Origin of the sequence: Pseudomonas sp. CAM1A (genome assembly GCF_047501685.1) — a bacterium.
In the GTDB taxonomy this organism is placed as follows: Bacteria; Pseudomonadota; Gammaproteobacteria; order Pseudomonadales; family Pseudomonadaceae; genus Aquipseudomonas.
On the sequence record NZ_JBFNXP010000002.1, the window covers coordinates 928,229 to 953,599 of the forward strand.

Below are 25,371 nucleotides of genomic sequence, written 5' to 3' on the forward strand. Positions count from 1 at the left end.
GCCCCCCGTATCCACCTCGGCCATCGATGGCCGCGGGTGGATGCTCAGCGGGCGTGGCACTCCTGGCGACGGATATTGCCGATCTGGCGCAGGCTCAAACCGTACTTGTCGGCCAGCAGGCTGCGTGACAGCCCACTGGCGCTCTCCCGCTGGATCTGCTGGTTGCGCAGCTGGCGCTGGAAATGGTCGGATTTGGGGATCTCCAAGGCCAGGCCGGCGAAGCGCTGGATCAGCGCATCGAGCGCCTCGGGCGGCAATACATCGGCCAGTTTGGTGCGTTGGCGATGCTTGGGGATGTACTTGGGGCGCCCGCCGAAGGCACACGTCAGGTGGTAGGCACAGTCCAGGCCGATGCACTCGATAAGCGCCTGCAGCGATTGAGGCAGTTGGGTAACGTCGATGTTGCTCAGGTCCGGCATTTCCACGAAAAGGTTCCTTCCATCATTTAGATTTGGCTGCTGCGTGGTTTGCCACGCGGCTGGCCCGAGTGGCGTGGCCAGATTTTCGAACAGCGATGGAAAGCATCGCTAGGCGCGAAGCGGACCGGTGCTTGTAGTCGTCCCTGTCTGCTGTTTGCGGGCAATTGGGTTCTTTGAAGTAGGAAATGCCTTCACCCTTGCGCTACAGGCCCCAAACCATCTAGAGAAAGGGTTCCATGATGGCTTATTGGGTAGCATACCTAGACATGCACCTACGGGCGCATCTCGACGCTACCGTGGGGCAGGGGCAGGAAAGCGGGATTACTGCGTGGGGAGTCGGCAGGAACTGCAGCGAGGGGAAAGCGGCCGAGGTATCATGGCGTCGGCTCCGCTGGAGCCTCATGTCCCCGATGTCGCAAGGAACCTCCGATGACACACGTGCAGCGCCTGAAATATTCGATCCTGATCATCCTGGTGGTCCTGGGGATCATGCTTGGCCTAAGTTACCTGCAGAAGCAGGGCACTATCAGCGAGCAGACATTCCAGTACGTCGCCATCGCCATTGCGGTGGTCGTGGTGGTGATCAACGGGATCCTGCGGCGCAAGGTGAAGCCCTGAAGCAGGCGGGCCGGCATATCCTTGCCGGCCATGCGCTCAGCGCGAGGCGGGTTGCTCGAGCACGGCCCGGGCCTGAGGGTTCAGGCTGTAGCATTTGTCGCTGCCCAGGTTGATCACGCCCTCGCTGCACAGGCGCTTGAGCACCTCGCGCACGCTCAGGAACGACAGCGGGATGTCCAACTGCTCGAGTTGCGCATGCACGCCACGCACACCAATGCTGCGGCCATTGCGGCCGGCGGTGTGCAGAGCGTCGATGACCTTCAGGCGGATCAGGCTGGTGCGCAAGCCGTAGGCGCGCAGCAGCTCGCGGATCTGTTCGTTGCCCACGCGTTCCTCCTGGGGGGCGGCGGCCTGGCTGGGTGCAGGCTGCGCCGCTAGCGATTGTTGCGGGTTGTACATGTGAATGCTCCTTTTCGTGGACTGTCCCGAAATCATGGGTGCCTCACATCTAAAGACGTTTGAGCTCGACAAAACTGCAACCCCCGGTGAAAAAAATCTGACACGTTCTGTTGAGAACGTTGCAGCACCGCGTCGAACGTAAAATTTTCATCTGGCCATTCGTCTGTTCGGGATGACCCCGATAAGCACGAGGAGTGCCTGTGATCCCTCTTCCCCTGTTTCGCCTGGGCCTTGCCGCTGCCCTGGTCGCTTCCAGCCTGACCCTGCAGGCGCATGAGGTCGATGGCGAGGCCTCTGCGCAGATCCGTCGTACCAGTTTCGGCGTGCCGCATATCCTGGCTAAAGACGAGCGTGGCCTGGGCTACGGCATCGGCTACGCCTATGCCCAGGACAACCTGTGCCTGCTGGCCGGCGAGGTGCTGACGGTCAATGGCGAGCGCTCCCGCTATTTCGGTGCCGAAGGCAAGACGGTCGAGCAGCGTGACAACCTCTCCAGCGACCTGTTCTTCACCTGGCTCAACGAGCCTGCGGCGGTAGACAGTTTCCTCAAGGCGCAGCCGGTGGCGGTGCGTGACCTGCTTGAGGGTTATGCCAATGGCTACAACCGTGCTCTGGGGGAACGACGGGCCGAGGGGCTGCCGGCCGAGTGCGGGGCAGGGGAGTGGCTGCGGCCGATCACCAGCCGTGACCTGGTCAAGCTGACCCGACGTTTGCTGGCCGAGGGCGGTGTGGGGCAATTCGTCGAGGCCGTGGTCGCCGCGACGCCCCCCAAGCTGGCGGCGCAGCGCCCGGCAGTCGACTACAGCGTGGCCCTGGCGCGGCAGGCGCAGTTCGCTGCCGAGCGTGGCAGCAATGCCGTGGCCGTGGGCGCCGAGCGTTCGGCCAATGGGCGTGGGCTGCTGCTGGCCAACCCGCACTTCCCGTGGATTGGCGGGATGCGCTTTTACCAGATGCAGTTGACCATCCCCGGGCAACTGGATGTGATGGGTGCGGCGTTGCCGGGCCTGCCGGTGGTCAATATCGGCTTCAACCGGCACCTGGCCTGGACCCACACGGTCGACACCTCGAAGCACTTCACCCTCTACCGCCTGCAACTGGACCCCAAGGACGCCACTCGCTACCTGTATGACGGCCAGTCGCTGCCGCTGGAGCGCAAGCTGCTGAAGGTCACGGTGAAGGGTGAGGACGGTACGTTCAACCAGGTCGAACGGACCATTCACCTGTCGAAGTTCGGCCCTGTGGTGCAATGGCCCGGCCGTCTGGATTGGGACAATCACGCTGCCTACAGCCTGCGCGACGCAAACCTGGACAACACCCGGGTATTGCAGCAGTGGTACCGGATCAACCGTGCCGATAGCCTGGAAGCATTGAAGGCGTCGGTGGGCCAGCTTCAGGGTATCCCCTGGGTCAATACCCTGGCGGTCGATGCTGCAGGCCAGGCCCTGTACCTGAACCAGTCGGTGGTGCCCTATGTCGACCAGCAAATGCTGGAGCAGTGCAGCAACCCGGGCGCGTCGGGCCCGCTGGTGGTGCTCGACGGCTCGCGCAGTGCCTGCCAATGGAAGGTGGATGCTCAGGCGGCCCAGCCGGGGATCTTCCCCGCGAGCCTGTTGCCGAGCCTGGAGCGGCGCGATTATGTACAGCATGCCAACGATTCGGCGTGGATGGTCAATCCGGCCCAGCCGCTGACCGGCTTCTCGCCACTGGTCAGTCGTGCCGACCAGCCCTTGGGCCTGCGCAGCCGCTTTGCCCTGCAGCGCCTGCAAGGCAAGGGCAAGCTGGGCATAGCCGAGCTGCAGCACATGGTATTCGATGACGAGGTGTACCAGGCCAGCCTGCTGATGCCGGACTTGTTGCAATGGTGCAAGGGCGTGGAGGCGGACATTCAGTCGGTGTGTGCCAGCCTGCAGGCGTGGACCGGCAAGGCCGATCAGAATAGTGGTATCGGCCTGGTCCACTTCATCAATATCGCCGGCGCGCTGGCCGAGCATCCGCAAAGCTGGCGCGTACCGTTCGACCCTGCCGACCCGTTGCACACGCCTCGTGGTCTGGCGGTGGAGCAGGCTGCGGTGCGCAAGCTGCTGCGCGAGGCAGCGCTGGGCTCGCTTGCGCAGGTGAGCGAGGCCGGTATCGCCACCGACCAGCGTTGGGGTCAGATCCAGCAGGCCGCCGATGGCACGCCGGTGCCCGGCGGGCCGCAGGCGTTGGGCGTCTACAACGCGATGGTCAGTGTGCCGGTGGGGCCAGGCAAGCGTCTGGTGGTGAGTGGTTCGAGCTATCTGCAGGTGGTCAGCTTCACCGAGCACGGCCCACAGGCCCAAGGGCTGCTGGCGTTCTCGTTGTCGAGCGAGCGGGCGTCGGCGCATGCCGCCGACCAGACGCGGGCCTTCGCGGCCAAGCAACTGGCGCCGATACCGTTCACCGAGGCGCAGATCAAGGCTGATCCGCAGTATCGGCAGTATGTGATCAGCGAGCGGGACAAGGGGCAGGTGGTCAGCGCCAAATAGCAGCGTTGATGGCATCGCGGGGCAAGCCCACTCCTACGAGAATCGTGGGAGCGGGCTTGCCCCGCGATGTTTCAGGAGAAGTCGAACGGGGCCAGCTGGAAACCCTGTTCGTCCACCTGCAACGCCCAGCCCCGTCGGTCCCAGTCGCCCAGCACGATGCGCCGTGCCGGCTGACCATCGACCACCAGCTTGTGAAGCGCCGGCCGATGGGTGTGGCCGTGGACCAAGGTGCGCACGCCATGGGCAGCCATCACCTTGGGCACTTCCTCGGGGGTGACATCGACGATCTCGGTGCTCTTCATGCGCACCTGCGTGCTGCTTTCGCTGCGCAGCTTGCGCGCCAGCTTGTGCCGCGTGCCCAACGGCAGGTGCCGCAGGATCCACAGGGTAAGCGGGTTGCGCAGGTAGCGGCGCAGCTTCATGTAGGCCACGTCACGGGTGCACAGAGTGTCGCCATGCATCAGCAGCACCGCCTCGCCACCGAGCTCGACCACGCTGGGGTCGGCCAGCAGGGTGCAGCCGGCGGCGTCGCAGAACGCCTGGCCAATGAGGAAGTCACGGTTGCCGTGCATCAGATACACGGCCGTGCCGCTGTCGCTCAGCCGGCGCAGGGCCTGGCAGATCGACTGCTGGAAGGGCGTCATCGCATCGTCGCCGATCCACGCTTCGAAGAAGTCGCCGAGGATGTACAGCGCCTTGGCATGGCGGGCGCGGCCGTCGAGCAGATCAAGAAACGCCCGGGTAATGTCCGGGCGTTCTTCTTGCAGGTGCAGATCGGAGATCAGCAGTATCACTCAATGATCTCGGCTTTCTCGATGATCACGTCGTCTTTCGGCACGTCCTGGTGGCCAGACTTGGAACCGGTGGCGACTTTTTCGATGGCGTCGACAACCTCGGTGCCTTCGGTCACTTTACCGAACACGGCATAGCCCCAGCCCTGGACGTTCTTGCCGCTGTGGTTGAGGAAGTCGTTGTTCGAGGCGTTGATGAAGAACTGCGCGGAGGCCGAGTGCGGCTCCATGGTACGGGCCATGGCGATGGTGTACTTGTCGTTCTTCAGACCGTTGTCGGCCTCATTCTGAATGCTGGCACGCTTGTCTTTCTTCTCGTTCATGCCCGGTTCGAAGCCGCCGCCCTGGATCATGAAGCCCTTGATCACACGGTGGAACACGACGTTGCTGTAGTGCCCGGCCTTTACGTATTCGAGGAAGTTGGCCACGGTGATCGGGGCTTTTTCGTCGTTCAGTTCAATGACGATATCGCCGTGGTTGGTGCTCAGTTTGACTTTGGACATGCTGAAATTCGCTCTTTCAAGGCATACGGGAAATAGGGTGCGCGCTGCGCTCGGTTAACCTGACGCAGCATCAGGTGACCGGGACACACGCCACTGGGTGGTGATTCTGCCGGATTGTAGACCGCTGCGGCGACAAAACGCGCCACTTTGTCGGTGCTCCGGCTGTCAGCAGCTTGACTGCTTCGGCTATGATAGGCCCTTTGATTCAATCGGCCTACCCGGCCGGCTACCTGCATTCAAGGACACTATGAGCAAGCCCACTGCCGACAACGCGCCAAACGCCGCTGCCAAAGGCGCCCCCGCCGTCCCTGTGAACTTCCTGCGGCCGATCGTCCAGGCCGACCTGGACGCGGGCAAGCACCAGAGCATCGTCACCCGTTTCCCGCCGGAGCCCAACGGCTACCTGCACATCGGCCACGCCAAGTCGATCTGCGTCAACTTCGGCCTGGCCAAGGAATTCGGCGGCGTCTGCCACCTGCGTTTCGACGACACCAACCCGGCCAAGGAAGACCAGGAGTACATCGACTCCATCCAGCGTGACGTCAAGTGGCTGGGCTTCGAATGGGCGGGCCCGGTGCGCTATGCCTCGGACTACTTCGAGCAGTTGCACGCCTGGGCCGTGGAGCTGATCAAGTCGGGCAACGCCTACGTCTGCGACCTGACCCCCGAGCAGGCCAAGGAATACCGTGGCAGCCTGACCGAACCGGGCAAGAACAGCCCGTTCCGCGAGCGCAGCGTCGAGGACAACCTGGACCTGTTCGCGCGCATGAAGGCCGGCGAGTTCAAGGACGGCGAGCGCGTGCTGCGTGCCAAGATCGACATGGCCTCGCCGAACATGAACCTGCGCGACCCGATCCTGTACCGCATCCGCCATGCCCACCACCACCAGACCGGTGACAAGTGGTGCATCTACCCCAACTACGACTTCACCCACGGTCAGTCGGACGCCATCGAAGGCATCACCCACTCGATCTGCACCCTGGAGTTCGAAAGCCACCGTCCGCTGTACGACTGGTTCCTCGACAAGCTGCCGGTGCCGGCGCACCCGCGCCAATACGAGTTCAGCCGCCTGAACCTGAACTACACCATCACCTCCAAGCGCAAGCTCAAGCAGCTGGTGGACGAAGGCCACGTCGAGGCCTGGGACGATCCGCGCATGTCGACCCTGTCGGGCTACCGCCGCCGCGGCTACACCCCGGCCTCGATCCGCAACTTCTGCGAGATGATCGGCACCAACCGTTCCGACGGCGTGGTCGACATGGCGATGCTCGAGTTCAGCATCCGCGACGACCTCGACCGCACCGCGCCGCGCGCCATGTGCGTGCTGCGCCCGCTGAAGGTGGTCATCACCAACTACCCCGAAGGTCAGGTCGAGCAGCTCGAACTGCCGCGCCACCCGAAGGAAGACATGGGCGTGCGCGTGCTGCCATTCGCCCGCGAGCTGTACATCGACCGCGACGACTTCATGGAAGAGCCGCCCAAGGGCTACAAGCGCCTGGAGCCGGCCGGTGAAGTGCGCCTGCGCGGCAGCTACGTGATCCGCGCCGACGAGGCGATCAAGGACGCTGACGGCAACATCGTCGAACTGCGCTGCTCGTACGACCCGGACACCCTGGGCAAGAACCCCGAAGGCCGCAAGGTCAAGGGTGTGATCCACTGGGTGCCGGCCGAGGGCAGCATCGAGTGCGAAGTGCGCCTGTACGACCGCCTGTTCCGCTCCGCGAACCCGGAGAAGACCGAAGACGGCGGCACGTTCCTCGACAACATCAATCCCGATTCGCTGCAGGTGCTCAGCGGTTGTCGCGCGGAACCTTCCCTGGGCCAGGCCCAACCGGAAGACCGCTTCCAGTTCGAGCGCGAAGGCTACTTCTGCGCCGACCTGAAAGACTCCCAGCCGGGTCGCCCGGTGTTCAACCGCACCGTGACCCTGCGCGATTCGTGGGGCAGCTGAGGAACCTTCGTGCTTACCATCTACAACACGCTGAGCAAGACCAAGGAAGTTTTCAAGCCGCTGGACGGCAACAAGGTGCGCATGTACGTGTGCGGCATGACCGTGTACGACTACTGCCACCTGGGCCACGGCCGCAGCATGGTGGCCTTCGACCTGGTCACCCGCTGGCTGCGCAAGAGTGGCTATGAGCTGACCTATGTGCGCAACATCACCGACATCGACGACAAGATCATCAACCGGGCCAACGAGAACGGCGAGTCGTTCGACGCGCTGACCGCCCGCATGATCGACGCGATGCACGAGGACGAGCGTCGCCTGAGCATCCTCAAGCCGGACCTGGAACCGCGTGCCACCGACCATATCCCCGGCATGCACGCGATGATCCAGACCCTGATCGACAAGGGCTACGCCTACGCGCCGGGCAATGGCGACGTGTACTACCGGGTCGGCAAGTTCGTCGGCTACGGCAAGCTGTCGCGCAAGAAGATCGAAGACCTGCGCATCGGCGCGCGCATCGAAGTCGACGAGGCCAAGCAGGACCCGCTCGACTTCGTCCTGTGGAAGGGCGTCAAGCCCGGCGAGCCCTACTGGGATTCGCCGTGGGGCCCGGGCCGCCCGGGCTGGCACATCGAGTGCTCGGTGATGTCCACTTGCTGCCTGGGCGAGAGCTTCGACATCCACGGCGGCGGCAGCGACCTGGAGTTCCCGCACCACGAGAACGAGATCGCCCAGAGCGAGGCGGCCACCGGCAAGCAATACGCCAACGCCTGGATGCACTGCGGCATGATCCGCATCAACGGCGAGAAGATGTCCAAGTCCTTGAACAACTTCTTCACCATCCGCGATGTGCTCGACAAGTACCATCCGGAAGTGGTGCGTTACCTGCTGGTGGCCAGCCACTACCGCAGCGCGATCAACTACTCCGAAGACAGCCTGCGCGACGCCAAGGGCGCGCTCGAGCGCTTCTACCATGCGCTGCGTGGCCTGCCGCGAGTGGCTGCCCAGGGTGGCGAGGCATTCGTCGAGCGCTTCACCGTTGCGATGAACGACGACTTCGGCACGCCTGAGGCCTGCGCCGTGCTGTTCGACCTGGTGCGCGAGATCAACCGCCTGCGTGACAGTGACCCAGAGGCCGCCGCTGGCCTGGCCGGTCGTCTGCGCGAGCTGGGCGATGTGCTGGGTGTGTTGCAGCTGGAGGCCGATGACTTCCTGCGTGCTGGCGCTGAAGGCAAGGTCGATGCCGCTGAAGTGGAAGCGCTGATTCAGGCGCGTCTGCAGGCGCGTGCCGACAAGAACTGGGCCGAATCCGACCGCATCCGCGACCAGCTGGCCGCCATGGGCGTGGTGCTGGAAGACAGCAAGGGCACCACCACCTGGCGCCTGGCTGACTGAGTTCGAGCTTCAATCGTCGGTCAGGCCTTGCTGTTGAAGGCCTGACCGGGGACGAGGCGGAAAAATCGCGGGGCAAGTCGCATCGGCGCACCGCCGCTCCCACGCCAGAACCACCCAAACGGTGCTGGCGTGGGAGCGGCGGTGCGCCGATGCGACTTGCCCCGCGATGCTTTTAAGCGACGGAGCAGTGCAGCACTAGTTTGGCGCCACCCAGTTCGCTGGAGCCCACTTCGAGCCCGAACCCATGCAGGTCGACGATCGCCGCGACGATCGACAGCCCCAGCCCGAACCCCGGGTGGCGATGGCCTTCCTCACTGCGGTAGAAGCGCTTCAACACCGCCTCGCGTTCATCCGCCGGAATCCCCGGCCCGCTGTCCTCGACTGCAATATGCACGCCGGCCTCGTCCTCGCTGGCGACGATACGCACCTGTCCGCCCTCGGGGGTGAACTTGATCGCGTTGCCTACCAGGTTGGCCAGTGCCTCGAACAGCAACTCCCGGTCGCCATGCAGTGCCGGTAACTGCGCTGGCTGCTCCAGGTTCAGGCGAATGCCGCCATCTTCGGCCAGCGGCAGGTAGAAGTCATGAAGCTCTACCAGCAACGCCTGCGGGTCGAGCCGGACGAAGCCGGCGCGACGCTGGCGGTCTTCCAGTTCGCTGATGCGCAGCAGGCCGCGAAAGCGCGCCATCAGCGTGTCGGTCTCGCCGATCGCCTGGTCCAGCGCCGCGCCTTCGACGGAGTCGCTGCCGCTTTGCTGGCGGATGCGGTAGAGCTGGGCGCGCAGGCGCGTCAGCGGGGTGCGCAGGTCGTGGGCGATGTTGTCGCATACGCCCTTGACCTCGTGCATCAGCCGCTCGATGCGGTCGAGCATGGCGTTGACGATGGCGGCGAGCATGTCCAGTTCATCGCGCCGGGCCGACAGGGGCAGGCGGTGGGTGAGGTCGCCGGCGACGATCAGCTCGGCCTGGGCCTGGATCGCGCGAATACGCTTGAGTGGCCGGCGCCGCAGCAGGTACCAGCCGGCGAAACCCGGGATCAACGTCAGCGAGATACCCCAGAGCAGGGCGTCGAGGATGATTCTCGTCACTACGAACAGCGAGCCGTTGTCGCGCACCAGCACCAGCCAGCGGCCGTCCTGCACCTTGATCGCCACGGCATCGCAGCTGTCGCGGGGCAGGTGGGGATCGTCGGCGTCCAGGCAACGTTTGAGTTCATGCACCTTGCCGTCCAGGCCCAGCTCCGAGGGTATCGCACGGATGCGCCCGCCGATCGGGTTGAGCTGGGTGTCGAACAAACCGTAGGCGTCGAAGCTGCGTTCCTCGAAGGCCTGGCTTGCGATCAGCGCGTCGTCCAGCTGCTTGCCGCTCATGTGGGCGAACAGGTGCTGGCGCTGTAGCATCGAGTGGCGGGTGAGCTTGTTCAGGTAGCTGGTGACCTCGAAGTACAGCACCCCCATGAGGATGCTGCTCCAGGCCACAAACAGGAAACTGTACAGCGCCAGCAGACGGCTGGTGGATGAGCTCCAGCCTTTAGACGGGTTCGGCAATGGCATAGCCGGAGCCCCGCACGGTACGGATCAGCGGGTTTTGGCCGGGCGAGTCGATCTTCTTGCGCAGGCGACCGATGTGCACGTCGATCAGGTTGGTGCCGGGGTCGAAGTGGTAGCCCCAGACTTCCTCGAAGATCATCATCCGGGTGATCACCTGGCCGGAGTGGCGCATCAGGTACTCGAGCAGCTTGTACTCGGTGGGCAGCAGGTTCAATGCCTGTTCGCCGCGGCGGGCCTCGTGGCTGATCAGGTCCAGCTCCAGGTCGGCGACCTGCAGGCGGGTCTGGGTCATCGGCACGCTGTTGCGGCGCAGCAGCACCTCGACCCGGGCGGCCATCTCGTCGGAGGCGAATGGCTTGGTCAGGTAGTCGTCGCCACCGGCGCGCAGGCCACGGACGCGTTCGTCGACGTCCGACAGGGCGCTGATCATCAGGATCGGCGTGGCGATCTTCAGGTTGCGCAGGGTGGTGACGATGGTCAGGCCATCGACCTCGGGCAGCATGCGGTCCAGGGTGATCAGGTCGTAGCCGCCGGCGATGGCCTTGGCCAGGCCTTCGCGGCCATTGTCGGCCCAGTCGACTTCCAGGCCGTGGCTGGACAGTTCGGCGACGATTTCCTGGGCGGTGACGGCGTCGTCTTCGATGGTCAGTACGCGAGGCATGCTGGTTCCTGGGCGGCGAGTGGAGACCTGATTGTGCCAAAGAATAGACAACCGGCGATTTAAGAAAAATTCATCTGGCTGCCCAGGGGCCGTGACAGCCAAGAAAAACGGGGCATGCCATTGCTGGCATGCCCCGTCTTCACTGCAGGCTGAGGCCTCAGGCGACTTTGACGATCCAGCCCGCCGGGGCTTCGACGTCACCGCTCTGGATGCCGGTCAGCTCGGCGTAGAGCTTCTGGGTCACCGGGCCGACTTCGGTTTCGCTGTGGAACACGTGCAGCTTGCCGTTGTACTGGATGCCGCCGATCGGCGTGATCACCGCGGCGGTGCCGCAGGCACCGGCTTCGACAAAGCGGTCGAGCTTGTCGATTTCCACGTCGCCTTCGATGACCTTCAGGCCCAGGCGCGATTCGGCCAGTTCCATCAGCGACAGGCGGGTGATGCCTGGCAGTACCGAGAGCGACTTCGGCGTGACGAATTCGTTGTTGGCGGTGATGCCGAAGAAGTTGGCCGAACCGACTTCCTCGATTTTCTTGTGGGTCAGCGGGTCGAGGTAGATGCAGTCGGCGAAGCCGGCTTTCTTGGCTTCATAGCCCGGCTGCAGGCTGGCCGCGTAGTTGCCGCCGACCTTGGCCGCGCCGGTGCCTTGCGGGGCTGCGCGGTCGTAGTCGGAGATGAGGAATTTGTGCGGGGTCATGCCGCCCTTGAAGTACGAGCCGACCGGGATGGCGAAGACCGAGAAGATGAACTCGGGAGCGGTGCGCACGCCGATATTGTCGCCGGTGCCGATCACGAACGGACGCAGGTAGAGAGCGCCCTTGCCGTGTGGCGGAACGAACTTTTCGTTGGCCTTGACCACCTGCTTGCAGGCTTCGATGAACTGTTCGGTCGAGACCCGTGGCATCAGCAGGCGGTCGCAGCTGCGCTGCATGCGCGCGGCGTTCTGGTCCGGGCGGAACAGGTTGATCGAACCGTCCTTGCAGCGGTAGGCCTTCAGGCCTTCGAAGCACTGCTGGCCATAGTGCAGGGCGGTGGAGCCTTCACTGATGTGCAGCACGTTGTCTTCGGTCAGGGTGCCCTTGTCCCACTCGCCGTTACGCCATACGGACAGGTAACGTTTGTCGGTCTTGATGTAGTCGAAACCCAGCTTGTCCCAGTTAATGCTTTCGTTACTCATGACACCCTCATTGCTCTTGCCCGAACACGGCGGGCTGCTTTTATATGCGCACCCCGCCACCTTAATACATCCGGCGCGGATCGGGAACGGCCAGTCACACAATCCGCCGGGCGTGTTCGTTCGGGTCAGTCGCTGTCGCGATGACGATTACGATGAACGAACAGGCCTGAGCCTGTGCAGAGCAGAAATGTCACCCACATAAACGACTCCACGCCCAGGTACAGGCCCTGAGGAAGGAACCGCCAAACCAGCACGCCTGCGGCAAACAGAGATAGCCCGGCCCATTTGCGTACCGTTGCAGCGCGAAGGTTGTGGTGGAGCACGGCTGCTGCAAGGGTGAGCAGCGCCGCGGCGATGAAGGCATTCATGGGCGGGCCTGGATAATCAGCGATTGGCTGAAGCGCTGCGGCCCGATACCTCCGCTGAGGGTTGCCTCAGCGCACACCATCCTGTCGCCGGTGGGATAAGTCGGCAACCTGCTGCAAACATCAAGCACGATGCCGCGGTTGGCGATGACTTGATAGGTTTTCTCGAATTGCACTGTGACTTCCCTTTCGTTGCCGGGGCGTGTTTCCCAGGGCCTGACAGTGAAAGGTTTTTGCAGTTGAACGAAGCTCCGTGCTTCCGAATTGGCTGTGGGATTTTTCTGTAATTTTGACCCGGGTGAGGGTCGGCCTCAGCGCAAGCGCCGGTTCCAGTCCCCACCATGATCGCGCCAGCAGGCTTCTTCGCTGTCGAAGCGCACGTGCCAGGCCACATGGTCCAGCACGATGCCAGCATCGCCCAGCGCCTTGGCCGTCAGCGCGATCATCCGTGCCTTGTCCGCGCCGGCCAGCGCGCGGGCCTTGTCGGTGTCGTCGGTGAACACCCAGGTGATGCGCAGGCTGGCGGGGAAGTCGTCGAGGTCCACCTGGTGGGTGAGCCAGGCGAAACCGACGATCTCGCCCTGGGCGGTGGCGCAGGCGTCGGTCAGGCAGGCGACCATTTCCCGTTCCAGGCGCGCCAGGGCGCGCTTGCCGCTGGCCATCAGACGTTGTCGATCTGCTGGCAGAAGCGCAGGCGGTTACCGAACGGATCGGCCACCTGCATTTCCAGGCCCCAGTCGACCGCCTCGGCCTGCGGGCGGGCGTAACCGTAGCGCTTGGCCAGCAGTTCGCGCTCCAGCGCCTTGAGGTCCTCGACCCGGGCAAACACCGCCGAGCCCGGCGTGGCGTCGCCGTGGTGCTCGGACAGGTGCAGGATCAGTCCGTCGCGGTGGACTTGCATGTACAGCGGCAGGTCTGGGGCGAAGCGGTGTTCCCAGTCGAGCTGGAAACCGAGGAAATCAAGGTAGAACTCCCGGGCCTTGTCGACCGAGAAGATCCGCAGGATCGGAATGGCGGGGGCGAATTGCATGGGGGCGTCCTTGGCTCGAAAAAGGGCAGGGTGGTCACTTTAGCCTACTTCGCCATGCCGCCAGGCACTTGAATCGCGCGTCCGGGCGCAGCCGCTCTGGCCCGCAGCCTTGCGGCATGACTGACGGTCCGAAAGTTTCATCATCGTTCATCTGCGCAGTTGGCCCGGTCCCTGCTATATCCCTCCAGCGAATATTGATCGAGTGGTCAGCCCGGCGCGCCTGCAAGCGCCCGGCGCAGGGCCCTCATCCGGCCGTGAGGCCATGGATTTCAGGGGTTTGAGGATGTCGTTGGCGCAGCAGATCGACCCACCGCAGGCAGACCCGGGCTGGAGCGCCCACCTGCAGTTGCGCTTCGTCCAGCGCGAGGGCGTGACCCGCCTTGGTGCGCGGCGTCATGTCGGACCTCTTTTGGTGCAGCGGCCATTCTATCCGGAGGGTGCGCCGTGCCATGTCTATGTGCTGCACCCGCCAGGGGGCATCGTCGCCGGCGACCGCCTCGAGCTTGACGTGCACCTCGAGCCGGGCAGCCATGCCTTGCTGACCATGCCCGGCGCGAGCAAGTTCTACCGCAGCATCGGCCCCACCGCGCGGCTGGCCCAGCACTTTCACCTCGCCGCCGACAGCACCCTGGAATGGCTGCCGCAGGACAGTATCTTTTTCAACGGCGCCCGCGCCTGCCTCGACAGCCGTTTCAGCCTCGAGCCCGGCGCGCGCCTGCTGGCCTGGGAGACGCTGTGCCTGGGCCGCCCGGTGATGAGCGAGCGCTTCGAGGAGGGCGCGCTGGACAGCCGCCTGCGCATCGAACTGCCCGGCGAACCGGGCCTGCACGAGCGCCTGCGCATCGAGGGCGGGCTGCTGGACAAGGTGGCCGGGCACCCGTTGCTTGCCACCTTCTGCGCAGTACCCGCCGACTCGGCGGTGCTGGAGCGGGTGCGCCAGATCCTCGACGAACTCGACACCCCGGCCGGCGCGACGCTGCTCGGCCCACTGCTGGTGATCCGCCTGCTCGACCACGACAACCAACACCTGCAACGCAACCTGCAGCGCCTCTGGCACCTGCTGCGCCCGGCCGTGCTTGGCCTGGCGCCGTGCCCGCCGCGCATCTGGGCCACCTGAGAGAGCCGCCATGGAGCTGACCCCGCGAGAGAAAGACAAACTGCTGCTGTTCACCGCCGCCTTGCTGGCCGAGCGGCGCCTGGCCCGCGGCCTGAAACTGAACTACCCGGAGGCGGTGGCGCTGATCAGCGCCGCAGTGCTCGAAGGCGCCCGCGATGGCCGCACGGTGGCCGAGCTGATGAGCTTGGGCCGCGAGGTGCTGGTGCGCGAGCAGGTGATGGCGGGCGTGCCGGAAATGCTGCACGACGTCCAGGTCGAGGCGACCTTCCCCGACGGCACCAAGCTGGTGACCGTGCATGAACCCATCGTTTGAGGAGCCCGGCATGATCCCCGGAGAAGTCCAGGTCGCCGCAGGCGACATCGAGCTCAATGTCGGCCGCCGGAGCGTCAGCGTCAGCGTGGCCAACCATGGTGATCGCCCGGTGCAGGTGGGCTCGCACTACCACTTCTACGAAGTCAACGACGCCCTGGTGTTCGAGCGCGAACCGACCCGAGGCTTTCGCTTGGACATCCCGGCCGGCACCGCAGTGCGCTTCGAGCCGGGGCAAGCGCGCACCGTGCAACTGGTGGCCTACGCCGGCAAGCGCGAGGTGTACGGCTTTCAGGGCAAGGTGATGGGTGTGCTGGAGGGCAGGGCATGAGCCGCATTTCCCGCCAGGCCTACGCCGACATGTTCGGGCCTACCGTCGGTGACCGCGTGCGCCTGGCCGACACCGCGTTGTGGGTGGAGGTGGAAAAGGACTTCACGATCTACGGCGAGGAGGTCAAGTTCGGCGGCGGCAAGGTGATCCGCGACGGCATGGGCCAGGGCCAGATGCTCGCGGCCGAGGCCATGGACCTGGTGCTGACCAACGCGCTGATCATCGACCACTGGGGCATCGTCAAGGCCGATATCGGCGTCAAGCACGGCCGTATCGCCGCCATCGGCAAGGCCGGCAACCCCGATGTCCAGCCCGGCGTCACGGTACCGGTGGGGCCGGGCACCGAGGTGATCGCCGCCGAAGGCAAGATCGTCACCGCCGGCGGCATCGACTCGCATATCCACTTCATCTGCCCGCAGCAGGTGGAGGAGGCGCTGACCAGCGGCGTGACCACTTTCATCGGCGGCGGCACCGGGCCGGCCACCGGCACCAACGCCACCACCTGCACCCCAGGGCCGTGGTACCTGGCGCGCATGCTCCAGGCCGCCGACTGCCTGCCGATCAACATCGGCCTGCTGGGCAAGGGCAATGCCTCGCGGCCCGAAGCCCTGCGCGAGCAGATCGCCGCTGGCGCCGTGGGCCTCAAGCTGCACGAGGACTGGGGCTCGACGCCCGCCGCCATCGACTGCTGCCTGGGCGTGGCCGAGGAGATGGACATCCAGGTGGCGATCCATACCGATACCCTCAACGAGTCGGGCTGTATCGAGGACACCTTGGCCGCCATCGGCGAGCGCACCATTCATACCTTCCACACCGAAGGGGCGGGCGGCGGCCACGCGCCCGACATCATCCGCGCGGCGGGCCAGGCCAACGTGCTGCCGTCCTCGACCAACCCGACGCTGCCCTACACCGTGAACACGGTGGACGAGCACCTGGACATGCTGATGGTCTGCCACCACCTGGACCCGAGCATCGCCGAGGACGTCGCCTTCGCCGAGTCACGCATCCGCCGCGAGACCATCGCCGCCGAGGACATCCTCCACGACATGGGCGCCTTCGCCATGACCTCGTCCGACTCCCAGGCCATGGGCCGGGTCGGCGAGGTGGTGCTGCGCACCTGGCAGGTGGCGCACCAGATGAAGCTGCGCCGAGGCCCGTTGGCCCCGGACAGCAGCTACAGCGACAACTTCCGGGTCAAGCGCTACATCGCCAAGTACACCATCAACCCGGCGCTGACCCACGGCATCGCCCACGAAGTCGGCTCGGTAGAGGTGGGCAAGCTGGCCGACCTGGTGCTGTGGGCGCCGGCGTTCTTCGCGGTCAAGCCGGCGCTGGTGCTCAAGGGCGGGATGATCGCCACGGCGCCGATGGGCGATATCAACGGCTCGATCCCGACCCCGCAACCGGTGCACTACCGGCCGATGTTCGGCGTCCTGGGCGCGGCGCGGCATGCCACGCGCATGACCTTCCTGCCCCAGGCCGCATTGGACCGTGGCCTGCCCGCAGAGCTGAAACTGCAGAGCCTGATCGGCGTGGCCCATGGTTGCCGGCAGGTACGCAAGGCCGACATGGTCCACAACTCCCTGCAACCCTTGATCGAAGTCGACGCGCAGACCTACCAGGTACGTGCCGACGGCGAGTTGCTGGTGTGCGAGCCGGCGCACGAGTTGCCGCTGGCGCAGCGTTATTTCCTGTTCTGAAGGAGCGAACATGATTGTCCTCACCCGCCGGATCACTGCAGCCGAAGCCATCACCGGCAGCGTCACCCTGAATGTTGACAGCCGCATCAAGAGCCGTCTGCGCGTCACCCTCGACGACGGCCGCGAGGCCGGGCTGATGCTAGAGCGCGGCCATCTGCTGCGCGGCGGCGAACTGCTCGCCGACGCCGAGGGCCGCGAGGTGATCCGCGTGCTGTCCGCCGCCGAGGCAGTGTCCACGGTGCGCTGCGCCGACCCGCACCTGCTGGCCCGCGCCGCCTACCACCTGGGCAACCGCCATGTGCCGCTGCAGATCGAGCCGGGCCTGTTGCGCTACCAGCATGATCATGTGCTCGACGACATGCTGCGCGGCCTGGGGCTGGAGGTGGCCGCCGAACAGGCGCCGTTCGAGCCCGAGGCCGGTGCCTACCAGAGCGCACCCCACAGCCATTCCCATGGCCACGACCATCCGTTCGTGCGCCTGCCAGCCCATTCCTGATCTCACCCTGGAGCCCACAATGAAAAAGACGTTCGCCCTGGTATTGCTGATGGTGGCCCTGCCGGCCTTCGCCCACCCCGGCCACGACGCCAACCCGTTGCAGGACGGCCTGTTGCATCCGCTGACCGGTCTCGACCACCTGCTGATGCTGCTTGGTACCGGCGTGCTCGCCGCCCTGACTCGGCGCAACCTGACCCTGCCCCTGGCGACCCTGGCGGCGATGTTCGGCGGCGCGGTGTGCGGTCATCTGTTCGGCGATGTGGTTGGCATGGAGCAGATGATCCTCGGCTCGCTGCTGGTAGCGGCCGCCGCCATGCTGCTGCCGAGCCGCCAGTTGCTGCTGTCGCTGATCATGCCGGTGTTCGCCCTGTTCCACGGTTGGGCCCATGGCGTGGAAGCTACCCCCAGCGCGTTCTGGCAGTTCAGTGCCGGTTTCGTCACGGTCAGCGGCCTGCTGCTGGCGGCGGGCTTCGGCGTCGGTTGCCTGCTGCGGCGCCATGCCGGCCTGCAGAAGGCCTTCGGCGGCGGCCTGCTGGCGGGCGCTGCGCTGGTGCTGGCCGGCTGATGCACAGTGATCTGGCGCTGCTGCGCTTGCTGCAACTGGCCAGCCCGGGTTTGCCGGTGGGCGGCTTCACCTACTCGCAAGGCCTGGAGTGGGCCGTGGAAGCCGGTTGGGTGAGGGACGCCAAAGGCTTCGCCGCCTGGCAGCGCGAGCAGTTGCACGACACCCTCGGCCACCTCGACTGGCCGTTGCTGGCGCGCCTGTACAAGGCCTGCCAGGCGGATGATGCCGACGCCTTCGCGCACTGGAGCCAGTTTCTTTTGGCCAACCGCGAGACCGCCGAACTGCGCCTTGAAGAACGCCAGCGCGGCAGCGCCCTGGCGCGTCTGCTCGATGGCTGGCAACTGGGGCAGGAGCCGGCCTGGCGCGCCAGCCTCGAGCTCAGCCAGCTGGGCGGCATGGCCTGGCTCGGGGCGCACTGGTCGATCCCGCTGCGCCAGCTCGCCCTGGGCCACGGCTTCGCCTGGCTCGAAGGCGCGGTGATGGCGGGGGTGAAGCTGGTGCCGTTCGGCCAGCAGGCCGCCCAGACCCTGCTGCGCGACCTGGGCGAGGCACTGCCTGGCGTGCTCGACCATGCCCTGGCCCTGGACGACGAGCAGCTCGGCGGTGGCCTGCCGCTGCTGGCCATCGCTTCGTCGCGCCATGAAACCCAATACACCCGTTTGTTCCGTTCCTGAGGACTGCCACGATGCAAAACTACCAGCAACCCCTGCGTGTCGGCGTCGGCGGCCCGGTCGGCTCCGGCAAGACCGCGCTGCTCGAAGCCCTGTGCAAGGCCATGCGTGACCACTACCAGATCGCCGTGGTGACCAACGACATCTACACCAAGGAAGACCAGCGCATCCTCACCGAAGCCGGGGCCTTGGAGCCTGAGCGTATCGTCGGTGTCGAAACCGGCGGCTGCCCGCACACGGCGATCCGCGAGGATGCCTCGATGAACCTGGCGGCTGTCGAAGCGCTGGCGCGCCAGTTCGGCAACCTCGAGGTGATCTTCGTCGAGAGCGGCGGTGACAACCTCAGCGCCACCTTCAGCCCGGAGCTGGCCGACCTGACCATTTATGTGATCGATGTCGCCGAGGGCGAGAAGATCCCGCGCAAGGGCGGGCCGGGCATCACCAAGTCGGACTTCCTGGTGATCAACAAGACCGACCTCGCGCCCTATGTGGGGGCGTCGCTGGAGGTGATGGAACGTGACACCCGGCGCATGCGCCCGGAGCGGCCGTGGACGTTCAGCAACCTGAAGAAGGGCGAGGGGCTGCAGGCAGTGATCGATTTCATCGTCGAGCGCGGGATGCTGGGGGGCGGGCGGTAGCAGTGCAGTATCCATGAGGCCGAGAGGACGCGGTCTCATGGGCGCTGGCGCGTTACCTTGGGTCCAATACGCCCTAAAGCATAATTTCCTACAAGTCGAAGGAGGACTTCAAAGCGGCAAACCGGTCATTTCCTAACGCTGCCTGGCATGAATGACAGATAGAGTCTGTCGGACTGCAGGAGAAAACGCTTTGCCTGCGTAAATGAAACCAGGAATCACTGAAAGGACACCGTATGAAAAAGGTTGTACTGGCCGCGTCGCTGGCATCTGCAAGCTTGGCCCAGATTGCCTATGGCAATGAGCTGACGAACTCTCCCAAGGGCGCTTCACCGTTCTTCCAAAGCAGCATTGTCGAAAAGACGCTGCAGGTTGCCGCCACATTTGTCGGTGATGTTGGATCAAGCGTATGCCCGGCTGGGACCGCTCGAACTCCATCCGGTAGCTGCCAGCCTCCATTTGAGTTCGATTGATATAGCGCGGGGTGGGAAGCCCCGTGGAATGCCCCTGACCTGCGAGCACACAACCGCCTGACCGGTCAGGGCCGATGCTCTTGGCCAATGCATTGAAGTCAATTAGAATCAGTCTCATTTACACTCGCATCTGCGTGCCATTGATGATCGACCCCACCGCGGCACCCGAACCCTCGCTAAGCGCCCTCTATCAAGCACATCGCGGCTGGCTGCACGGCTGGCTCCAGCGGCGCCTGGGCGACACCTGGGCGGCTGCCGACCTGACCCAGGACACCTTCCTGCGCGTGCTGGCCGCGCAGCAGGCGCAGACCCTGCCCAGCTTGCGCGAGCCCAGGGCGTACCTGCTTACCGTCGGCCGTCGGCTGCTGGTCAATCACTATCAACGACGTTCTCTGGAGCAGGCCTATCTCGAGGCTCTGCGCCAGTTGCCCGAAGCGCTGGCACCGTCCCCGGAGCAGCGCTGGGTGCTGCTGGAAACCCTGCAGGCCCTCGATGAACTGCTCGATGGCTTGCCCCGCCCGGTGCGCCAGGCGTTTCTCTGGGCGCAGCTGGAGGGCCTGGACTACGCCAGTATCGCCGCCCGTCTGCGGGTCAGTGAGCGCACGGTCAAGCGCTATATGGTCAGGGCCTACGAGCATTGCCTGTTGGTGGACCTGTGAGCGCGCGCAGCGATGATGCCGCGCGGCGACTGGCCCGCGAAGCGGCGCAATGGCTGGCCTTGCAGGATGCCGGAGGGCTGAGCGCCGAGCAGCGTGACGACCTGAGTCGCTGGCGTGGGCGCAGCGTTGCCCATGAGGCGCTGTGGCAGAAGGCCGAAGCGCTGCGCCGACGCTTCAGCGAGGTGCCGGCACCGTTGGCGGCGGCTTGCCTCGACCGCCCCGATCCGGACCGCCGTCGCCTGTTGGCGCAGGCACTTGCCTTGGGAACCCTGGCGCCACTGGGATGGCTGGGTTACCGGCAATTGCCGGTGGACAGCTGGCGCGCCGACCTGCGCACCGCCACCGGCGAGCGTCGTGGCCTGACGTTACCTGATGGCAGCCGCCTGCAGTTGAACACGGCCAGCGCGGTGAACCTCGATATCAGTGGCGGCCGCCCACAGGTGCAACTGGTCGCAGGCGAGATGGCCGTGGACAGCGTCGGGGCGCTGCTGGTGCAGACCCGGCACGGCCTGTTGCGCGCCTGGGGGGCGAGTTTCTGCGTGCGTCTGGGCGAGCGGGATTGTGCCGTTTCGGTCAGCCGTGGCCAGGTCGACCTGCAACCGTTGTCCGGCCCAGGCGCGCGGCTGGATGCCGGGCAGCGTGCGCTGCTCGGTACCACCGGCATCGGGGCAGCACAGGCGTTCGATGCGCAGTTGCCAGGCTGGCAGCAGGGCTTGCTGCTGGCCGACAACCAGCCGCTGGGCGAGTTGTTGCGTGAGCTTCGACGCTATCGCCCTGGTTTGCTGCGCTGGGATCCGGCACTGGAGCGCCTGGCGGTGACCGGCACCTTCCAGCTGGACGACACCGACCGCATCCTGGCATTGCTGGCCGCGAGCTTGCCGCTGGCGGTGCATTACCGCACCCGTTACTGGGTGTCGCTGACACCGCGTGAAAATACTGCCTGACGGTTGTCCCTTTTCCCCCGCTCACCGGTCATTCAGGGCATCACCCTCCAACAAGAGCATTGCGGATGTCCCTGAACCCTCTGATTCGCCCCTTGTCCACGCCTGTGCTGTTGCTCGCCCTGGGTTTGCCGGGGATGGCCTGGGCCGATGATGTATCACGGCGCAGTTATCAGGTCCCGGCTGGCAGCCTGGCCGCCGCGCTGACCCGCTTTGCCGGCCAGGCCGGGGTCAGCCTGTCGGTCGACCCGGCGCTGGTGGCCGGGTACGGCAGCAATGGGCTTGCCGGCGAGTACGCTGTCGAAGAGGGCTTCATGGCATTGCTGCGGGGCTCGGGCCTGCAACTGGTGCCGGCCGGGCAGGGCAGCTACACCCTGGTGCGCCAGGTGGCGCCGGGCGACAGCGCCCATGAACTGCCCAGCACCACCATCAATGGCCAGGGCATCGGCTCGGCCAGCGACACCTACGCCGGTGGCCAGGTGTCGCGGCGCGGCAGCCAGGGCCTGCTGGGCGAGCGTGACTACATGGACACACCTTTCAACATCACCTCCTATACCAGTGAGCTGTTGCAGAACCAGCAGGCCCGGACCCTGGCCGATGCCGTGGCCAACGACCCGTCGGTACGCACCACCAATCCATCCGCCGGGCGCTTCGAGCAGTTTTCGGTGCGCGGCTTCAGCCTGTACAACAGCGATGTCGCCTACGGTGGGCTGTATGGAGTGCTGCCGACCTACTCCATCGACATGGAAATGGTCGAACGCGTCGATATCCTCAAGGGGCCCGGTGCCTTGTTGGGCGGGCTGGCACCCAATGGCAGCGTTGGCGGTGGGGTCAACATCGAACCCAAGCGCGCGGGCGAGACGCCGCTGACCGAGTTCACCGCGCTGTACGCCTCGGCTGGTCAAGGGGGAGGGCATGTGGACATTGGCCGGCGTTTCGGCGAAGGGCAGCGTTTCGGCCTGCGTCTGAATGCGGTGCGTCAGGCCGGCGACACCGAGTGGGACCACCAGCGCCTGGAGCGCGAGGCCTCGGTGCTGGGCTTCGATGTGCGCGGCGAGCGCCTGCGCCTGTCGCTGGATGTCGGCCATCAGCAGCGTGATGTCGACGCACCGATGGAGCGGGTCGGCCTGAACGCTGGGGTCAAGGTGCCGCACGCCAAGGCCATCCACCACAACTTCGCCCAGCCGTGGAGCTACTCGCGGGCCGAGGACAACTTCGGCGCGGTGCGCGGTGAATACGATGTCAGCGATAACTGGATGGTCCATGGCGCGCTGGGTGCGCGCAAGGGCGACTACGATTTCCTGCGCCATGCGGTGCAGGTCACCAACGATACCGGGCGCTTCAGCGTCAGCCCCCGGGCGTTCCAGCGCGAGGAGGAAGTGATCAGCGGTACCATCGGGGCGCGGGGTTGGTTCGATACCGGCGCGGTCGGCCATACCCTGAACATCAGCCTCAATCGCTTCGACATGACCTTCGACAACAGCGGCGCGCGCTATGCCAGCGGCGTGAGCAACCTGTTCGACCCGGTGGCCCTGGCTGCGCCCGGCACACCGACGGCCCTGGACAACCCGACCCACACCGAGACGCTGCTCTCCAGTCTGGCCCTGGCCGATACCTTGAGCCTGGCCGATGACCGCGTGCTGCTCACCCTTGGCGCCCGCTTACAGCGGGTCGAGGTCGACAGTTCCGAGCCTGGCGAGCCTGACCAGCGCTATGACGAGCGTGCCACCTCTCCGGCCCTGGGGCTGGTGTGGCGCAGCAGCGAGCAGTTGTCGCTGTATCTGAACTACATGGAGGGGCTGACCCAGGGCCAGGTGGCGCCGGAGACGGCGAACAACGCCGGCAAGGTGTTCGCGCCCTATCGCAGCAAGCAGGTGGAGGTGGGCGCCAAGTACGACGCTGGTAGCTTCAGCACCACCCTCAGCCTGTTCCGTATCGACAAGCCGGCCTACTACACCGATGCGCAGAACAACCTGCGCGCCGATGGCGAGCAACGCAACCAGGGCCTGGAGCTGAACCTGTTTGGCGAACCCCTGGTTGGCGTGCGGGTGCTTGGCGGGGCGATGCTGCTGGACGCCGAACAGACCCGCACCGCGAACGGACGCAACGATGGCAACCGGGCCATCGGCGCGCCGATCGTCAACGCCAACCTGGGCGTTGAGTGGGACCTGCCGGCGGTGGCCGGGCTGACGCTCAGCGCTCGGGTGATCCACACCGGCAATCAATACCTGGATGCGGCCAATCAGCAGAAGATCGATGCCTGGCAGCGTTATGACCTGGGCGCGCGCTATGCGCTGAAACTGGGCGGCAAGGCGGTGACCCTGCGTGCCAGCGTGGAAAATGTGCTCGACAAGGCCTATTGGGCTTCGGCCAACGTCCCGGAAGGCACCGCCACTGGCCTGACCTTGTCGACACCACGCACCTGGCTGGTATCGGCGACGGTCGGTTTTTGATCTCGGCTTATCGGGCCAGCGCCTGGTTCGGCTTGTAGAACAGGAAATGCGTGGTCTGGGCCGTCTTGCGATAGGCCTTGGCCCAGTCGGGGCGCACGCTGCGGTCATGGAAATACAGGGCGCCGCCGGTGGGGTCCTTGAGCTGCTGGTTGAGTGCCTTGCGGGCGATTTCCTTGGCCACCGCATAGCGCTCCGCTTCTTCCACCTGGTCGGGGCGCCCGTCGCACCACCAGGAGAACTGGCAGCTCTTGCTCTCCACCCCTTGCTTGACCACCGCGCAGATGCTGTCGGGGAAGCCTTCGTGGCCGAGGCGATTGAGCACCACGCTGGCCACCGCGCTCATGTCCTCGGCATCGGCGCCCTTGGCTTCCCAGTAGATGGTGCGGGCCAGGCAGGTGATGCTGTCGTCCATCGGCGCCTGGCCCGCCGGGTCGACCGCCTGGACTTCGCCGGGGGTCAGGGTCTCGCGCTTTTTTGGTGGTGGCGCATCCTCGGCCACTTTTTCTTCCAGCACCTGTGCCTTGTCTTCGGCAACGGCGGCCTTCTCGCTGTCGGCAGCGGGGAGGGGGCCTGCAAGCAGGATCAGGGACAGGCCGAACAGCATCCACGAGAGGCGCATGGTCGAGTTTCCGCAGAGGGGGCTGTCCACAGTCTAGCCGTATCGTTTCAACTCAGCGTCAATGTCAGCACCAGCGGCAGGGTCGCGGCGGCGACGATGGTCTGCAGGGCAATGATGGTGGCCATCAGTGGTGCGTTGCCGCCCATCTGTCGCGCCATCACATAGGACGACGAGGCGGTGGGCAGGGCCTGGAACAGCACCGCCACCACCGCTGCCTGGCCACCCAGCCCGAGCAGTCGACACAGGCCCCAGGTGGTCAGCGGCATGACCAGGAACTTGAACAGCGACGCCGCCACCAGCGGTTTGACCTGCTGGCCCAGGCGCGCTCCACCCAGCGCCGCGCCGACGCACAACAGGCCCAGGGGTAGCGCCGCCTGCCCCAGGGCCTTGACCGTCGGCTCCAGTCCGGCCGGCAGACCGAGGCCGGTCACCCGCAGCAACAGCCCCCCGGCGCAGCCGATGATCAGCGGGTTGGCGAAAATCGCCTTGAGCACGGTGGCTGGCGAGCTGTGGCGTGCGCTGAAACGGGCGAACACCAGCACGCAGAGCAGGTTGACCAGGGGCACGATGGCGGCATTGGCCACCGCCGCCAGGGCGATGCCGGCCGTGCCGTAGATCCCGGCGGCCAGGGTCGCGCCGATGTAGTTGTTGAAGCGCACGCCACCCTGGAACACCGAGGTGAAGTCGGCGCCGTCATGACTGGCCGCGCCCTGGTAGAGCACCAGCAGCAGGGCGCCAAGCAGCGTCGAAAGCATCAGCACGCCGACCATGCCCAGCACCGGCACGCCGTCGAGGTTGGCGGTGGCCAGACCGTGGAGGAACAGCGACGGCAGCAACACGTAGTAACTCAGACGCTCGGCGCCGGGCCAGAAGGTTTCGGCGAGAAAGCCACGTAGCCGCAGCCAGGTGCCCAAGGCGATGAGCAGGATGATCGGGACGAGGGTGAAGAGCAACAGATGGAGCATGGGCGTGGGTCCGTGGTCGGGTACGGCCACAGACTAGCGGAGTGCAGTGAGCAGAAAAAACGCTGTTTTCTTTA

The 25,371-nt window shown here is 65.5% G+C and carries 29 protein-coding genes; 16 read left to right on the top strand and 13 right to left on the bottom strand.

What is annotated here, in order from left to right; all coding sequences use genetic code 11:
• Positions 1–44: 44 nt before the first annotated feature.
• Positions 45–425, bottom strand: coding sequence for a Mor transcription activator family protein (locus ABZO33_RS07975; protein WP_414535586.1), 381 nt, complete (start codon positions 423–425; stop codon positions 45–47).
• Between the two features lie 423 nt (positions 426–848).
• Here ABZO33_RS07975 and ABZO33_RS07980 point away from each other — a divergent pair, with 423 nt between their 5' ends.
• Positions 849–1,037 carry a hypothetical protein gene (locus tag ABZO33_RS07980; protein WP_023632313.1) on the top strand — a complete coding sequence of 63 codons (189 nt, stop codon included), beginning with the start codon at positions 849–851 and terminating at the stop codon, positions 1,035–1,037.
• 36 nt (positions 1,038–1,073) lie between these two features.
• Here the strand turns inward: ABZO33_RS07980 and ABZO33_RS07985 are convergent, their stop codons facing one another.
• A complete protein-coding gene (locus tag ABZO33_RS07985; protein WP_414535587.1) occupies positions 1,074–1,436 on the bottom strand; it encodes a fe2+ zn2+ uptake regulation protein in 363 nt (120 codons plus the stop codon).
• Positions 1,437–1,636: 200 nt separating this feature from the next.
• Here ABZO33_RS07985 and ABZO33_RS07990 point away from each other — a divergent pair, with 200 nt between their 5' ends.
• Positions 1,637–3,943: an acylase gene (locus tag ABZO33_RS07990; protein ID WP_414535588.1), complete on the top strand. Its 2,307-nt coding sequence runs from the start codon at positions 1,637–1,639 to the stop codon at positions 3,941–3,943.
• A gap of 71 nt (positions 3,944–4,014) precedes the next feature.
• On the opposite strand, the gene ABZO33_RS07995 is transcribed toward ABZO33_RS07990, so the two are convergent.
• Both ABZO33_RS07995 and ABZO33_RS08000 read right to left on the bottom strand, forming a co-directional pair.
• Positions 4,015–4,737, bottom strand: coding sequence for a UDP-2,3-diacylglucosamine diphosphatase (locus tag ABZO33_RS07995; RefSeq protein WP_414535589.1), 723 nt, complete (start codon positions 4,735–4,737; stop codon positions 4,015–4,017).
• Entirely contained in the window at positions 4,734–5,237 is a 504-nt protein-coding gene (locus tag ABZO33_RS08000; RefSeq protein ID WP_414535590.1) for a peptidylprolyl isomerase, read from the bottom strand. Before ABZO33_RS08000 ends, ABZO33_RS07995 begins: the two co-directional genes overlap by 4 nt.
• A 247-nt stretch (positions 5,238–5,484) precedes the next feature.
• Between ABZO33_RS08000 and ABZO33_RS08005 the strand changes: the two genes are divergently transcribed.
• Positions 5,485–7,188, top strand: a complete 1,704-nt coding sequence (locus ABZO33_RS08005) for a glutamine--tRNA ligase/YqeY domain fusion protein (RefSeq protein WP_414535591.1) — start codon at positions 5,485–5,487, stop codon at positions 7,186–7,188.
• Between the two features lie 9 nt (positions 7,189–7,197).
• Positions 7,198–8,580: a cysteine--tRNA ligase gene (gene cysS / locus ABZO33_RS08010; protein ID WP_414535592.1), complete on the top strand. Its 1,383-nt coding sequence runs from the start codon at positions 7,198–7,200 to the stop codon at positions 8,578–8,580.
• Between the two features lie 172 nt (positions 8,581–8,752).
• Here the strand turns inward: cysS and ABZO33_RS08015 are convergent, their stop codons facing one another.
• The 7 genes from ABZO33_RS08015 to ABZO33_RS08045 form a co-directional block, all read right to left on the bottom strand.
• Entirely contained in the window at positions 8,753–10,132 is a 1,380-nt protein-coding gene (locus ABZO33_RS08015) for a sensor histidine kinase (protein ID WP_414535593.1), read from the bottom strand.
• Positions 10,110–10,790, bottom strand: a complete 681-nt coding sequence (locus ABZO33_RS08020; RefSeq protein WP_038706001.1) for a response regulator transcription factor — start codon at positions 10,788–10,790, stop codon at positions 10,110–10,112. Before ABZO33_RS08020 ends, ABZO33_RS08015 begins: the two co-directional genes overlap by 23 nt.
• Before the next feature lie 157 nt (positions 10,791–10,947).
• Positions 10,948–11,967, bottom strand: a complete 1,020-nt coding sequence (locus ABZO33_RS08025) for a branched-chain amino acid aminotransferase (protein WP_414535594.1) — start codon at positions 11,965–11,967, stop codon at positions 10,948–10,950.
• A 125-nt stretch (positions 11,968–12,092) separates the two neighbouring features.
• Complete coding sequence (locus ABZO33_RS08030) at positions 12,093–12,335, bottom strand: hypothetical protein (protein ID WP_414535595.1); 243 nt, start codon at positions 12,333–12,335, stop codon at positions 12,093–12,095.
• The gene (locus ABZO33_RS08035) at positions 12,332–12,508 is read right to left on the bottom strand and encodes a hypothetical protein (protein WP_414535596.1); all 177 of its coding nucleotides are present in this window, start codon (positions 12,506–12,508) and stop codon (positions 12,332–12,334) included. Before ABZO33_RS08035 ends, ABZO33_RS08030 begins: the two co-directional genes overlap by 4 nt.
• Positions 12,509–12,643: 135 nt before the next feature.
• Entirely contained in the window at positions 12,644–12,997 is a 354-nt protein-coding gene (locus ABZO33_RS08040; RefSeq protein WP_414535685.1) for a hypothetical protein, read from the bottom strand.
• Positions 12,994–13,362, bottom strand: coding sequence for a glyoxalase superfamily protein (locus tag ABZO33_RS08045; RefSeq protein ID WP_414535597.1), 369 nt, complete (start codon positions 13,360–13,362; stop codon positions 12,994–12,996). The genes ABZO33_RS08040 and ABZO33_RS08045 overlap by 4 nt, the downstream gene beginning before the upstream one ends.
• Positions 13,363–13,645: 283 nt before the next feature.
• Between ABZO33_RS08045 and ABZO33_RS08050 the strand changes: the two genes are divergently transcribed.
• The 12 genes from ABZO33_RS08050 to ABZO33_RS08105 all read left to right on the top strand — a co-directional run bounded on the left by ABZO33_RS08050 (position 13,646) and on the right by ABZO33_RS08105 (position 23,713).
• The gene (locus tag ABZO33_RS08050) at positions 13,646–14,479 is read left to right on the top strand and encodes an urease accessory protein UreD (protein WP_414535598.1); all 834 of its coding nucleotides are present in this window, start codon (positions 13,646–13,648) and stop codon (positions 14,477–14,479) included.
• A 10-nt stretch (positions 14,480–14,489) separates the two neighbouring features.
• Positions 14,490–14,792, top strand: a complete 303-nt coding sequence (locus ABZO33_RS08055) for an urease subunit gamma (RefSeq protein ID WP_038706005.1) — start codon at positions 14,490–14,492, stop codon at positions 14,790–14,792.
• A 10-nt stretch (positions 14,793–14,802) separates the two neighbouring features.
• Positions 14,803–15,120, top strand: coding sequence for an urease subunit beta (locus tag ABZO33_RS08060; RefSeq protein WP_414535686.1), 318 nt, complete (start codon positions 14,803–14,805; stop codon positions 15,118–15,120).
• Positions 15,117–16,820, top strand: coding sequence for an urease subunit alpha (gene ureC, locus ABZO33_RS08065; protein ID WP_414535599.1), 1,704 nt, complete (start codon positions 15,117–15,119; stop codon positions 16,818–16,820). The genes ABZO33_RS08060 and ureC overlap by 4 nt, the downstream gene beginning before the upstream one ends.
• A gap of 10 nt (positions 16,821–16,830) precedes the next feature.
• Entirely contained in the window at positions 16,831–17,316 is a 486-nt protein-coding gene (ureE, locus tag ABZO33_RS08070) for an urease accessory protein UreE (RefSeq protein ID WP_414535600.1), read from the top strand.
• A gap of 19 nt (positions 17,317–17,335) precedes the next feature.
• Positions 17,336–17,881: a HupE/UreJ family protein gene (locus ABZO33_RS08075; protein ID WP_234561020.1), complete on the top strand. Its 546-nt coding sequence runs from the start codon at positions 17,336–17,338 to the stop codon at positions 17,879–17,881.
• Complete coding sequence (locus ABZO33_RS08080; RefSeq protein WP_414535601.1) at positions 17,881–18,555, top strand: urease accessory protein UreF; 675 nt, start codon at positions 17,881–17,883, stop codon at positions 18,553–18,555. Before ABZO33_RS08075 ends, ABZO33_RS08080 begins: the two co-directional genes overlap by 1 nt.
• A gap of 11 nt (positions 18,556–18,566) precedes the next feature.
• Positions 18,567–19,190 carry an urease accessory protein UreG gene (ureG, locus tag ABZO33_RS08085; protein WP_367856072.1) on the top strand — a complete coding sequence of 208 codons (624 nt, stop codon included), beginning with the start codon at positions 18,567–18,569 and terminating at the stop codon, positions 19,188–19,190.
• A 233-nt stretch (positions 19,191–19,423) separates the two neighbouring features.
• Positions 19,424–19,660 (top strand): hypothetical protein, encoded by a 237-nt coding sequence (locus tag ABZO33_RS08090; protein WP_414535602.1) that lies wholly within the window; start codon positions 19,424–19,426, stop codon positions 19,658–19,660.
• A 143-nt stretch (positions 19,661–19,803) separates the two neighbouring features.
• A complete protein-coding gene (locus tag ABZO33_RS08095) occupies positions 19,804–20,319 on the top strand; it encodes a sigma-70 family RNA polymerase sigma factor (protein ID WP_414535603.1) in 516 nt (171 codons plus the stop codon).
• A complete protein-coding gene (locus ABZO33_RS08100; RefSeq protein ID WP_414535604.1) occupies positions 20,316–21,263 on the top strand; it encodes a FecR domain-containing protein in 948 nt (315 codons plus the stop codon). Before ABZO33_RS08095 ends, ABZO33_RS08100 begins: the two co-directional genes overlap by 4 nt.
• 65 nt (positions 21,264–21,328) lie before the next feature.
• A complete protein-coding gene (locus ABZO33_RS08105) occupies positions 21,329–23,713 on the top strand; it encodes a TonB-dependent siderophore receptor (RefSeq protein ID WP_414535605.1) in 2,385 nt (794 codons plus the stop codon).
• 7 nt (positions 23,714–23,720) lie between these two features.
• Here the strand turns inward: ABZO33_RS08105 and ABZO33_RS08110 are convergent, their stop codons facing one another.
• Positions 23,721–24,332, bottom strand: a complete 612-nt coding sequence (locus ABZO33_RS08110) for a cell wall hydrolase (RefSeq protein ID WP_414535606.1) — start codon at positions 24,330–24,332, stop codon at positions 23,721–23,723.
• Positions 24,333–24,379: 47 nt separating this feature from the next.
• On the bottom strand, positions 24,380–25,297 hold the full coding sequence (locus ABZO33_RS08115) for an AEC family transporter (RefSeq protein WP_414535607.1): 918 nt from the start codon (positions 25,295–25,297) through the stop codon (positions 24,380–24,382).
• Positions 25,298–25,371 lie beyond the last annotated feature (74 nt).